This window comes from Pseudomonas sp. NY15372 (assembly GCF_048068215.1).
GTDB classification, from domain to species: domain Bacteria; phylum Pseudomonadota; class Gammaproteobacteria; order Pseudomonadales; family Pseudomonadaceae; genus Aquipseudomonas; species Aquipseudomonas guariconensis_A.
The window spans coordinates 69,379-81,683 of record NZ_JBLUPY010000006.1; the positions used below are offsets into that span (position 1 = coordinate 69,379).

The 12,305-nt window shown below is 62.9% G+C and carries 13 protein-coding genes; 8 read left to right on the top strand and 5 right to left on the bottom strand.

Features of this window, described 5'->3' with window-relative positions:
* The first annotated feature begins 4 nt into the window (after positions 1–4).
* From ACNFG0_RS06960 to ACNFG0_RS06985, 6 genes are all read left to right on the top strand, one after another.
* The gene (locus tag ACNFG0_RS06960) at positions 5–424 is read left to right on the top strand and encodes a hypothetical protein (protein ID WP_416764348.1); all 420 of its coding nucleotides are present in this window, start codon (positions 5–7) and stop codon (positions 422–424) included.
* Between the two features lie 102 nt (positions 425–526).
* On the top strand, positions 527–1,465 hold the full coding sequence (locus tag ACNFG0_RS06965) for a 2-hydroxyacid dehydrogenase (protein ID WP_196144800.1): 939 nt from the start codon (positions 527–529) through the stop codon (positions 1,463–1,465).
* Between the two features lie 50 nt (positions 1,466–1,515).
* Positions 1,516–2,304, top strand: a complete 789-nt coding sequence (locus tag ACNFG0_RS06970; protein WP_196166835.1) for a PhzF family phenazine biosynthesis protein — start codon at positions 1,516–1,518, stop codon at positions 2,302–2,304.
* Between the two features lie 608 nt (positions 2,305–2,912).
* The gene (locus ACNFG0_RS06975) at positions 2,913–3,320 is read left to right on the top strand and encodes a GFA family protein (RefSeq protein ID WP_084854598.1); all 408 of its coding nucleotides are present in this window, start codon (positions 2,913–2,915) and stop codon (positions 3,318–3,320) included.
* Positions 3,321–3,489: 169 nt separating this feature from the next.
* Complete coding sequence (locus tag ACNFG0_RS06980; RefSeq protein ID WP_196144798.1) at positions 3,490–3,828, top strand: FKBP-type peptidyl-prolyl cis-trans isomerase; 339 nt, start codon at positions 3,490–3,492, stop codon at positions 3,826–3,828.
* Positions 3,829–4,140: 312 nt separating this feature from the next.
* Positions 4,141–4,803: a histidine phosphatase family protein gene (locus ACNFG0_RS06985; RefSeq protein ID WP_196144797.1), complete on the top strand. Its 663-nt coding sequence runs from the start codon at positions 4,141–4,143 to the stop codon at positions 4,801–4,803.
* 25 nt (positions 4,804–4,828) lie between these two features.
* Here the strand turns inward: ACNFG0_RS06985 and ACNFG0_RS06990 are convergent, their stop codons facing one another.
* The 3 genes from ACNFG0_RS06990 to ACNFG0_RS07000 form a co-directional block, all read right to left on the bottom strand.
* Positions 4,829–5,557, bottom strand: a complete 729-nt coding sequence (locus ACNFG0_RS06990) for an aspartate/glutamate racemase family protein (RefSeq protein ID WP_416764349.1) — start codon at positions 5,555–5,557, stop codon at positions 4,829–4,831.
* A gap of 14 nt (positions 5,558–5,571) precedes the next feature.
* On the bottom strand, positions 5,572–7,107 hold the full coding sequence (locus ACNFG0_RS06995; protein ID WP_416764350.1) for an NCS1 family nucleobase:cation symporter-1: 1,536 nt from the start codon (positions 7,105–7,107) through the stop codon (positions 5,572–5,574).
* A 451-nt stretch (positions 7,108–7,558) separates the two neighbouring features.
* Complete coding sequence (locus ACNFG0_RS07000; RefSeq protein ID WP_084854606.1) at positions 7,559–7,996, bottom strand: Lrp/AsnC family transcriptional regulator; 438 nt, start codon at positions 7,994–7,996, stop codon at positions 7,559–7,561.
* A gap of 133 nt (positions 7,997–8,129) precedes the next feature.
* On the opposite strand from ACNFG0_RS07000, the gene ACNFG0_RS07005 reads away from it, so the two are divergent.
* Entirely contained in the window at positions 8,130–9,029 is a 900-nt protein-coding gene (locus tag ACNFG0_RS07005; protein ID WP_416764351.1) for a DMT family transporter, read from the top strand.
* A 253-nt stretch (positions 9,030–9,282) separates the two neighbouring features.
* Entirely contained in the window at positions 9,283–10,212 is a 930-nt protein-coding gene (locus ACNFG0_RS07010; RefSeq protein ID WP_416764352.1) for a class I SAM-dependent methyltransferase, read from the top strand.
* Between the two features lie 84 nt (positions 10,213–10,296).
* Here ACNFG0_RS07010 and ACNFG0_RS07015 read toward each other — a convergent pair whose 3' ends face one another.
* Positions 10,297–11,295 carry a sulfate ABC transporter substrate-binding protein gene (locus ACNFG0_RS07015; protein ID WP_196156686.1) on the bottom strand — a complete coding sequence of 333 codons (999 nt, stop codon included), beginning with the start codon at positions 11,293–11,295 and terminating at the stop codon, positions 10,297–10,299.
* A gap of 159 nt (positions 11,296–11,454) precedes the next feature.
* The gene (locus ACNFG0_RS07020) at positions 11,455–12,276 is read right to left on the bottom strand and encodes an ion transporter (protein WP_416764353.1); all 822 of its coding nucleotides are present in this window, start codon (positions 12,274–12,276) and stop codon (positions 11,455–11,457) included.
* Positions 12,277–12,305 lie beyond the last annotated feature (29 nt).

Consider the following 12,305-nt stretch of genomic DNA (forward strand, 5'->3'; position numbering starts at 1 on the left):
TTGCATGAACAGCGCCGTCCGTCTGACCCTGATCACCCTGGCACTGGGTCTTTCCGCCTGTACGGTGCAGCAACCAGGCGATGAGCCGTGGCCGCCGGTCGAAACCGTGCCGCCGCGCCAGGGGCCGGTGATCAAGCCGGCGCCGAGCGGGCAGCCGAGCACCCGGCCGAGCAAACCGGCCAGCGCGCCCAAGGCCATGCCGCGCACCTCCGCCAGCTTCGCCCCGCCACCGGGCGGTGCCAGCCACTGGGACCCGCGCATGGGCGTCTATGTGCTGGAAAACAAGCCCAACACCTTCTATCGCCAGCGCACCTACTACCGCTGGAACAACGGCTGGAGCTGGTCGCTGAGCCCCGAGGGCCCTTGGCAGGAAACCGACAGCAGCGGCGTTCCGGGCGGCCTGGGTCGGGCGTTCGCTCAGTAAGCATCACTCACCGGTACAGTACAGTTACGGGCTGATATTTCCATTGACTGTATGGGCTAGTCACCACGCATAATCCCTTCTCGCAGACGAGCCGGAGGGCGCATGAGCAAGACCGTTCTGGTGCTGGTGGAAACCGTCGATGACTACTTGCCGCTGCTCGAGCAGGCCGGTTTTCAGCTGATCCGCGCACCGTCGCCGCACTTGCGCGCCGAGGCCATCGCGCACTTCGGCGCCCAGGTCGATGCGGTACTGACCCGCGGCCCGTTGGGCCTGACGGCCGCCGAGATCGAAGCCTTGCCAGCGCTCAAGATCATCTGCGTGATCGGCGCCGGCTATGAACAGGTCGACCTGGCTGCCGCCTCGGCCCGCGGCATTACCGTGACCAATGGTGCCGGCGCCAACGCCGCAGCGGTCGCCGACCATGCCCTGGCGCTTCTCCTGGCGTTGCTGCGCGATGTGCCACGGGCCGATGCCAGCACACGCCGAGGGGAATGGAATCGGGTCATCAGCCCTTCGGTGAGCGGCAAGCGCCTGGGGATCCTTGGCCTAGGGGCGGTCGGTCGGGCGATCGCCAAGCGGGCAAGTCTGGGCTTCGACATGAGCATCAGCTACCACAGCCGCACGCCGCGCCACGATGTGCCCTACACCTGGCACGACAGCGTGCCGCGCCTGGCCGAGGCCGTGGACATCCTGGTGGTGGCGACCCCCGGCGGCCATGCCACCCGTCATCTGGTCGATGCCCAGGTACTCCAGGCCCTGGGGCCGGACGGTTACCTGGTCAACATCGCCCGGGCCAGCGTGGTCGATACTCAGGCGCTGGTCGATGCACTGAGCCGAGGCGCGATCGCAGGCGCTGCGCTGGATGTCTTCGATGACGAGCCTGCTGTGCCCGATGCGCTCAAGGTCCTTGGCAATACCGTGCTCACGCCCCACGTGGCCGGCCAATCACCGGAGGCGGCACGGGATACGGTGAACCTGGTGCTGCTTAACCTGCAGGCATTCTTTGCCGGTGAGCCGGTGCTGACGCCTGTCCGCTGCTGACCCCTTCCCCTGAACCTGCCTGGCATGATGCCGGGCCTAGGAGCCTTTGCATGCAATTTGAGATCTTCCAGGTCGATGCGTTTTCCGCCACGCCGTTCGGCGGCAACCCGGCGGCAGTGGTGCCATTGGAGCAATGGCTGCCGGATGAAACGCTGCAGCGTGTCGCCGAGGAGAACAATCTGTCCGAAACGGCGTATTTCGTCCGCAACGGCGAGGCGTTCGACCTGCGCTGGTTCACGCCGAGCGTGGAGGTGGATTTGTGCGGGCATGCGACATTGGCGGCGGCCTGGGTGTTGTTCGAGCAGTTGGGTGAGCAGGCCGAGGTGCTGCGGTTCAATACGCGCAGCGGGGAGTTGCGGGTCAGCCGTGGCGATGATGGGTTGTTGGCGATGGACTTCCCGGCCAAGCAGCCGGTGGCAGTCGATGTGCCCGCGGGGTTGCTCGAGGCGCTGGGACTGGGCAGTGCCCGGGCGGTTTATCGTACCGATGATTACGTGGTGGTGATCGACGATGCGGCCTTGCTGGAGCCGTTGGCGCCTGACTTCGTGGCATTGGGGGCGTTCGAGGTGCGTGGCATCGCGGTGACGGCGCCTGGGCGAGGGTTCGATTTCGTGACGCGGTGGTTTGGACCGCGGGTAGGGGTCAACGAAGATCCTGTGACGGGATCGGCGCATACGTCGCTGGCGCCATACTGGGCTGAGCGGTTGGGCAAGCAGAGCCTGGTGTGCGAGCAGGGTGGGCGGCGCAAGGGGCAGTTGAGGTGCGAGGTGCCTGGGAATGGGCGGGTGATCATCAGTGGGCGAGGGGCGTTGTACCTGCGTGGAGTGATTTCTATCTGATCGGTGGGGCGGTCAAGCTACAAGTGGTGCCTCGGCTGGCGTTGTTTGTTCGTGGGATAGGTGGTGAGCTTTCGTCCCAATCGCGGGACAAGTCGGACCGCCGCACCGCCGCACACAGCGGGGGCGCAAGCTCAACAATCGCGCGATCTCCCGGCTTGCCCCGCGATCAGGCCAGAACAGCTAACCAATCCATATGATTGTTCGCCACCGCCACCGCCACCGCCACTTTCGCTTTTGCCTTTGCTTTTCCTACGCAACAGCCCAGGCGCCGCCAATCGCGACGTCAGGAGGCCGAGCGTAGGCATTGCGCAGGTGGGTGCCAGGCATGGATGCCTGGCAAGCGGCGCAGGGCCATGGATGGCCCTTCGCCGCGCCCCGCCGGGAGCAATGCCGGAGCGAGGGAACCCCGGCGCGCAGCGCCGGGGCCGGATGCAGGAGCCAGCGGTTTTTGCCTACTTTTGCCCAAGAGCAAAAGTAGGTCGCCGTAAAGGCGAAAAGCGCCAGTGGCGCCACCGCCAAAAACGAATACCCACACGATCTAAAAGCCCAAGCCCAACAGGAAATCCCCAACCTATACTTCCAAACCCAACTCCCAAGGAGCTCCCCTCATGCCCCTGGAAAAACAAGGCACCTGCCTCTGCGGCCAAACCCACCTGAAAGTCACCGTCGACAACACCCACATCAGCGCCTGCCACTGCAGCATGTGCCGCAAATGGACCGGCGGCCCCCTCCTGGTCGTCCACTGCAGCCAACCCCCCCAGATCGAAGGCACGCCCCCTACCGTATATGACTCCTCCGATTGGGCCCAACGCGGCTTCTGCGGCCAGTGCGGCACGCACCTGTACTACCGCCTCAAGGCCAACGACTTCTATGCCATCCCGGTGGGCCTGCTGGACGGCGACGAAACCTGGGATTTCGACCTGCAGATCTTCGTCGAACAGAAACCCGCCTGGTACTGCTTCGCCAATCAGACCAAGGAACTGACCGGCCAGGAGGCCTTCGAGCAACTTGGCTAGGTGCACGCATGAACTCCGACACCAGCCCGATCAGCCCGGCCATCCAGGCAGTTTGTGATCGATGGAATGCTCTGGTCGATGCTCCAGCATGAGGCACCTGGCCACCTTGCCAAAGCGGTTCATTCCTGAGAAAACGGCGGGCACGAAATCCGTTTCAGGAACAACAGGCATGAGCAGCGAACTGCAAATCATCGATCTCGAGGAAGGCGACGGCAAGGCCGTGGTCAAAGGCGCCCTGATCACCACCCAATACACCGGCTGGCTGGCCGACGGCCGCGAGTTCGACTCGTCTTGGTCGCGGGGCAAGCCGTTCCAGTGCGTGATCGGCACCGGTCGCGTGATCAAGGGGTGGGACCAAGGCCTCATGGGAATGCGCGTCGGCGGCAAGCGCAAGCTGCTGGTGCCGGCGCACTTGGGCTATGGCGAGCGCAGCGTCGGTTCGATCCCGCCCCATTCGGACCTGACATTCGAGATCGAGCTGCTGGAGGTGCTTACGCGGGATGATTGAGTCGTTCATATCCTGCGATTGCTTCGGAAAGGGACCTTTAAGCTTTCAGACCAGGGCCGGTTGAGCCGAGGGACGTCTCGGCTTTGCCATGACCTCCCGGGGAACCGGGACATCATTCAGCAACATGCAGCCTTTAACGTGGCCCTTGTCGATGGAACGACACATGCACGCATGGAGGAACCAAACGGGTTGAGGGGGCTCTGACCCTCACACGTGGCCACGGATGGCATTCACTACAAGGACTTCCTGTCGTCATTGCGCGGGGCTATGTGGCGGTCAACCCGAATTTATTTGCCACAAGAGTCTGCTTTGATGAAGTTGCCAGCTTTTCTCCGACGCCACCGCCACCTGTTGCTGAGCCTGGCACTTGCCGGCACAGCTTTGCCACTGGTACTGGATGCCGTAGAAACACGTGCGCAACCGGTCGATGGCACCCAGACCTTGGTATTCCTGCGTCACGCCGAAAAGCCGGGCGAAGGGCTCGGGCAACTGAACTGCCAAGGCCTGAACCGGGCCCTGGACTTGGCCACCTTGCTGCCGGAGCGTTTCGGCAAAGCCGACTACGTGTTCGCCGCCAACCCGTCTCGACAGGTCGAGGAGGGCAGCGGCGACCAGCGCTACAGCTATATCCGGCCCTTGATGACGATTACCCCGAGCGCCATTCGCCTGGGGTTGCCGGTGAACATCGATTACGCCGCCAATGACACCGACGACCTCGCTGACGAACTGCTGCAAGACAAGTACCGCAATGCAACCGTCTATACCGCCTGGTCCCACGGTTATCTTCCAGATCTGATAAACGCTGTCGCCGGCAAGGCCCTGGGCGAGGAGCGCGTTATCACCGAGGACTGGAGTGGCGACGACTTCGACACCCTCTACGTGCTGACGCTGACCTGGCGCGATGGCAAGGCTCATCTGCTCAGCCGCAATGTGCGGCAGGGGCTCGACCATGGGGCGCATAGCTGCCCGACCTGAGCCAGTTGGCCGGGCAGCGCGAGGGTCACCGTCCGAACATCATCGGCCAGCCCACCACTTTCTTCGCCCGAGGCGTAGCGTAGGTCCGCACCTTGGAGGTACTCAGGCCCATGCGCACCAGCGATTCGGCGATGGTCACCGCCGCACTGACGCCATCGACCACCGGCACGCCGGTGCGCTGACGGATCTGCTCGTCGAGCCCGGCCATGCCGCCACACCCGAGGCAGATCACTTCGGCCTTGTCCTCCCGCACGGCCCGTTCGGCCTGCTCGACGATCGCTTCCACCGCGCGCCGCGGGTCGGCTTCGAGATCGAGCACGGCCAGGCCGCTGGCGCGCACCGAGGCGCAGCGATCGAACAGGCCCGAAAGCTTCAGGCGGTCTTCGATCAGCGGCACGGTGCGGTCCAGGGTAGTCACCACCGAGTAGGCGTGCCCCAGGTACATGGCAGTGCTGGCGGCGGCATCGGTGATATCCACCACCGGTACATCCAGCAACTCCTGCAAGCCCTCGCGGCCATGCTCGCCGTAGCCGGCCTGGATCACGGCATCGAATGGTTCGTCATAGGCCAGCACGCGGTCCATCACGGCGATGGCGGCCAGGTAGCTCTCGAAGTTGCCTTCCACCGACTCGGCGCCGAACCAAGGGGTCAGGCCGACGATCTCGGTACCCGGCGAGGCGACGCTGCGAGCCTGTTCGGCGATGGCGTCGGTGATGGCGCTGGTAGTGTTGACGTTGGCGATCAGGATGCGCATGGAAGATCTCCCTATCAATGGCTGCTATGGTCGACGGCGATGGCTTCGCCGCTGACGTCGAGGTATTGGCGATTGCGCGGTGCGAGCAGCAGGTACAAGGCTGCGGCGGTGCCGGCGCCGATCAGCCAGGAGAAGGGTGCGACGCTGTGGAAGTTGGGCACCAAGGCCAGGACGATGGCCAGCAGTGCAGTGGGCAGGAAGGCGGCGACCGCGCGCAGATTGATGCCTCGGGTGTAGAAGTAGGCGCCGGCCGGGTTCTCGCTGTACAACTGCGGTACATTGACCTGGCCTTTGCGCAGCAGCCAGTAGTCGGCCATGATCACGCCGTACAGCGGGCCAAGCAGGGCCCCCAGGCCGGACAGGAAGTACACGATCACCAGCGGGCTGTTGTACAGGTTCCACGGCAGGATCAGCACCGCCAGGGTAGCGCTGATCAGCCCCGCGCGGCGGAAGTTCAGGTGGCGTGGCGCCAGGTTGCTCAGCACGAAGGCCGGGGCGACGAAGTTGGCCATGATGTTCACCGCCACCGTGACGATCAGGAAGGCCAGGCAGCCCAGGACCAGGAACGGTGTGCTGGGGATGTTGGCGACGATCTGGGTCGGGCTGTCGATCACCTGGCCGTTGATCTGGAACTGCGCACCGGACAGCACGGCGGTAATGGTGGCGAACACCAGGATGTTCACCGGCAGGCCCCAGAAGTTGCCCACGCGGATGGTCTTGCGGCAAGGTGAGGAGCGGGCGAAGTCACAGAAGTTCAGCACCAGGGTGCCGTAGATCGCCAGCCACAGGGCGCCGCCGGCGAAAATGTTGCGCCACATCTCATAGCCGGTCAGCGGCTCGGCTACCGACCAGGCGATGCGTGCATCGGCCTGGAAGTACATCCAGCCCGCCAGGCTTGCCACCGTCAGCAGGATCACCGGGCCGGCGAAGGCTTCGTAGCGGCGCACCATCTCCATGCCGTAAGCCAGGATCACCAACTGCACCAGCCAGATCGCCACGAAGCACACCCAGCCCAGGCTCGACAGGCCGAGGATGCTGTCATGGTCATAGGCGGCCAGCTGCGGCCAGATGGCCGTCAGCAATACCCGCAGTACCACCGAGGCCAGGTAGGTCTGGATGCCGAACCAGGCGATGGCGATGACCGCGCGGATCAGGGCGGGAATCTGTGCGCCATGGATGCCGAACGCGATGCGACTGATCACTGGGAAGGGTACGCCGGTCTTCTGCCCCATGTAGCCGGACAGGTTCATGAAGAAGTACACCAGTGCGGCGCCGATGGCCAACGATAGCAGGATCTGCCAGCCACCCAGGCCGAGCGCGAACAGCCCCATGGCGAATGAATAGTTGGCGATGTTGTGCACGTCGTTGGTCCACAGCGCGAAGATGCTGTAGCGCCCCCAGCGCCGGCCTTCGATGCGGGTCGGGGCCAGGTCGCGGTTGTGCAGGCGTGGGCTGAGTTCGAGGTCCGGTAGATCACCGCTGAGCGGAGTGGAAGTGGGGTTGGTGCTGGCAACGGATAGTTCAGGGGCAAGGTTGAGGCTGGTACTCATTCCGGCAGGCTCCTGATGCGTATGGACTGCGATGATCGGGCATGCGCACGGGCTCGCCATCTCGTCGGTGCAGCGTTGGCATCACTGGGTTCTGGGCGCAACGGCCTGCAGGGCAGGCGCTACGGGTTCTTGTGTATTTATGTTTTGCTCAACTTGTATACAAAACACGAAGACACAAAAGCGAGTTTCATGCCAGGCAAAAAGCAACTTTCAGAGTGACGCTTTTTCGAATCTATCTCGTTGAAAGATAAGTGAATGAAATTGAGGAATTATAAGTTGACCAAATGAACAGTTTTTATTTTTGAAGTGGTCTGTTAGTTGATCGATTGGTCAGTTTTCAGATAAGAATGGGTGTAACGTGTTGGGGCGTTACCGGACAAAAGTGCACACAAAAATGGCACTTAAGGTGACATTCGTGTGTACAAAAATTGATCGTTAAGTATCCGAACTTTTATTCCATAGGCGGCAGCCGGCGTTTGACCGGTGTCTTCTTGATGATCGCCGTATTGGTTTCGGCCAGCACGTTGATGCGGTCGAGCAGTGTGTCCAGTTGTTCCATGGAGCGCACGTGCAGACGTGCGATGAAGCAGTCCTCGCCGGTGACCTTGTCGCATTCGGTGAATTCGGGAATGGCGATGATCTGCCGTTCGACTTCCTGCAACTGTCCTGGCAACGGTCGGATACGCACGATGGCCTGGAGTTGGTAACCGAAGCTACGAGGGTCGACATCCACCGTGTAGCCGCGCAGCACGCCACGTTCTTCCAGGCGACGCAGGCGCTCGCTGACACTGGGCGCTGACAGGCCGCTGACCTGGGCCAGTGCCTTGAGCGAACGGCGCGAGTCTTCCATCAAGGCGTTGATCAGTAGTTGGTCTATCGCGTCTGTCATATTGTTCTCGTTAGGTAATTCTTTAGGATTGCCTTGATAGTAAAGGTGATAATGCGCGTTCGCCTTGTTTTTCCGCTGGATGGTCGACCCTTGCCCCGCACATACTGTTGCCCTGTTCGACAGGAGGTGTGAGATGGACAATTCGTTGCGTCGCGGCTCGCTGGAGATGACGGCCGCCATGCTGATCTCCGGCACCATCGGCTGGTTCGTGCTGGTGTCCGGGCAGCCGGTACTGCAGGTGGTGTTCTGGCGTTGTGTGTTCGGTGCCGGCACCTTGCTGTTGATCTGCGCAGCCATGGGGTTGCTCAAGCCCGGTGTACTGACCCGTACGACCTTCCTGTTGGCGGTGGCCAGCGGGGTGGCCATCGTCGGTAACTGGGTGTTGCTGTTCGCCTCCTATGCCAAGGCCTCGATCGCGATCGGCACGGCGGTGTACAACGTTCAGCCGTTCATGCTGGTGGGACTGGCGGCGTTGTTCCTGGGCGAGAAGGTCACGCTGGCGAAGATGACCTGGCTGAGCCTGGCGTTCCTCGGCATGCTGGCCATCGTCAGCGCCCATGGCAACGGCCAGGGAGGGGCGGGTGATTATCTGCAAGGCATCGGTCTGGCGTTGGGCGCAGCGTTCCTCTACGCGGTGGCGGCGTTGATCATCAAGCGCCTGAGCGGTACGCCACCGCACCTGATCGCCTTGGTCCAGGTGATTACCGGTGTTTTGCTGCTGGCGCCTTGGGTCGGGGTACGCGGGCTACCTGCAGAGGCGCCGGCACTGGCTAGCCTGGTGACCTTGGGTATCGTCCATACCGGGCTGATGTACGTGCTGCTGTACAGCGCCATCCAGCGTCTACCCACGGCGTTGACCGGTGCGCTGTCGTTCATCTACCCGATCGCGGCGATCCTGGTCGATTGGGTGGCGTTCGACCACCGCTTGGCACCGTTGCAGTGGCTGGGGGGGGCGGCGATCCTGCTGGCGGCGGCAGGCATGCAGCAGGGGTGGTGGTTCCGTTCGGGTAGGGGGGCGGTGAAGGGGTATTGAGCGAGGTTTGCCTGGCGGGCCCTATCGCGGGACAAGCCCGCTCCCACAGGGGGGGCGGCGCTAGCCGCTTGTTCTTTGCGCGACAGCGCAGCCCGAAGGGCTGGGTAATCTCCCACAGGGATGCGTCGCTCTTGCGGGCAGCGGTGAACCTGTGGGAGCGGGCTTGTCCCGCGATGGGGTACGTAGCAGCCTCTGACAGTGCTTATAGGCTGGCATTAGGTAGAATGCGTTCTTTTTTGCTTGCGACCCCACCATGACCTCGCCGATCCACACCCTCGAGCAACACCTGCTCGCCGCCCTTGACCCCGCCCCGCAGGAAACCCGCCGCCTGTTCCACGGCCGCGGCCGCTGCTGGCCGGGCCTGGAGCAGATCACGGTCGACTGGCTGCAAGGCGTGCTGCTGGTAGCGCTGTTCCGCGAGCCGCCCGAAGGCCAGCTGGCCGAGCTGGAAGCCATGTTGCGCCGTCTCGCCGAACGTCCGCAGTGGGCCGGGCAAGCCATCCTTATCCAGCACCGTTACCTGCCGGACAGCCCCGGCCAGTGGTTGCTGGGCGAGCCGTGCCGGCAACGCGAAGTGATCGAAGATGGCCTGACCTACCTGCTGGACCTGGGCGTGCGGCAGAACAGCGGGCTGTTCCTCGACATGCGCTACGGCCGCCGTTGGGTGCGCGAGCAGGCTGCGGGCAAGCGGGTGCTCAACCTGTTCGCCTATACCTGTGGTTTCTCGGTGGCGGCCATTGCCGGCGGGGCGCAGCAAGTGGTCAACCTGGACATGGCCAAGGCGGCATTGTCCCGTGGGCGCGACAATCATAGGCTCAATGGCCACGATGCCTCCCGGGTCGCCTACCTGGGGCATGAGCTGTTCAAGTCCTGGGGCAAGGTGCGCAAGTACGGGCCTTATGACTTGATCATCATCGACCCGCCGACCTTCCAGAAGGGCAGCTTCGTGCTGACCCAGGACTACGCGAAGATCCTGCGACGCTTGCCGGAACTGTTGACGGGGCAGGGGACGGTGCTGGCGTGTGTCAATGACCCAGGTATCGGGCCGGACTTCCTGATCGAGGGCATGGCCGAACATGCACCGGGGCTGGCATTCGTCGAGCGGTTGGAGAATCCGCCGGAATTTCCGGATGCGGATCCGGCTGGGGGCTTGAAGGCGTTGGTGTTTCGTCAGCGAGCCTGAGTAAGCGTCAATCGCGGGACAAGCCCGCTCCCACAGCGATCGTATCCAGCCTGGCCAGTGGGAGCGGGCTTGTGTCGCGAAGGGTTACTGGTTGGTATAGATCTGGTCGAACACGCCACCGTCGTTGAAGTGGGTCTTCTGCACGGTACGCCAGTCACCGAAGGTCTTCTCCACCGACAGGAAATCCACCTTCGGGAAGCGGTCGGTGTACTTGGCCAATACGGTCGCATCACGCGGGCGCAGGTAGTTCTGCGCGGCCAGTTCCTGGGCCGCCGGCGACCACAGGTACTTGAGGTATTCCTCGGCCACGGCGCGGGATTTCTTGCGCTCGACCACCTTGTCGACCACGGTCACCGGTGGCTCGGCCTCGGCCGACACGCTCGGGTAGACCACTTCGAACTGGTCGCGACCGAATTCGCGGGCGATCATTTCCGCCTCGTTCTCGAACGTCACCAGCACATCGCCGATCTGGTTGGTCATGAAGGTCGTGGTCGCGGCGCGGCCGCCGGTGTCCAGCACCGGTGCCTGCTTGAACAGCTTGCCGACGAAATCGCGTGCCTTGGCTTCGTCGCCGCCTTGCTTGAGCACATAGCCCCAGGCCGAGAGGTAGGTGTAGCGGCCGTTACCCGAAGTCTTGGGGTTGGGTACGATCACCTGCACGCCGTCCTTGAGCAGGTCGGGCCAGTCTTTCAGGGCCTTGGGGTTGCCCTTGCGCACGATGAACACAGTGGCGGAGGTGAACGGTGCGCTGTTGTTCGGCAGGCGCGAAACCCAGTTGTCCGGCACCAGCTTGCCGTTATCGGCCAAGGCGTTGATGTCGGTGGCCATGTTCATGGTGATGACGTCCGCCGGCAGGCCGTCGATCACCGCACGTGCCTGTTTGCTCGAACCGCCGAAGGACATCTGCACGTTGACCTTCTCGTTGTGCTCGGCTTCCCAGTGCTTCTGGAATGCCGGGTTGTAGTCCTTGTAGAAGTCGCGCATTACGTCGTAGGAAACGTTGAGCAGGGTCGGTGCAGCCTGGGCCAAATTGCCCAAGGCCATGCCTGCGACGAGCAGCGAGGCGGTGAAGAGCTTTTTCACGTTGCTTCCTTGTTCTTGAGAGGTTGTAGGCAGTTTGCCAGCGACTATAGCGGGTGGCCTGGCAGCGGTTAAAGAACAAAAAACACTTTGGTTATGCCATTGCAACTGCTCAGGCGACGATGTCAGTTCCAGCCGACGCAATCACGGGTTAGCCCGTTTCTATAACTTTGGAAACAACGCATTGCCGCAACGCGAGCAGAACGCCGCACCATGTTCATGGGTGTTCTTGCGGCATGTCGGGCAGTCATGCTGCAGCTGTTCGCCGCGCAGGGCGTTGGCCAGCTCCGCGGTGAAGATGCCCGTGGGCACGGCGATGATCGAATAACCGGTGATCATCACCAGTGACGACAGCACCTGGCCCAGCGGTGTCTTCGGCACGATATCGCCGAAGCCGACGGTGGTCAGGGTGACGATTGCCCAGTAGATACCCTTGGGGATGCTGGTGAAGCCATGCTCGGGGCCCTCGACCACGTACATCAGGGTGCCGAACACGGTGACCAGGGTCGATACGCTGACCAGGAACACGATGATCTTCTGTCGGCTGCCCTGTAGCGCCGCGAGCAGGTAATGGGCCTGTTTGAGGTAGGGGCTTAACTTGAGCACGCGGAAGATCCGCAGCATGCGGATGACCCGCACGATCAGCAGGTACTGGGCGTCGCTGTAGTACAGGGCGAGGATACCCGGGACGACCGCCAGCAGGTCCACCAGCCCATAGAAGCTGAAGGCGTAGCGCAGCGGCTTGGGCGAGCAGTACAGCCGCACCAGGTACTCCACCAGGAATATCGTGGTGAAGCCCCATTCGATCGCCGCCAGCAGGCCGGCGTATTGCTGGTGCGCGTCATCGATGCTGTCGAGCACGACCGTGACCAGGCTGGCGAGGATGATCAGCAGGAGGATCTTGTCGAAGCGCCTGCCGGCGACGGTGTCGGTCTGGAAGACGACGACGTACAGCCGCTCGCGCAGGCTAGCAGGGTTATCCATGGGCGCATTCCATTGTTCGATGGACTGAG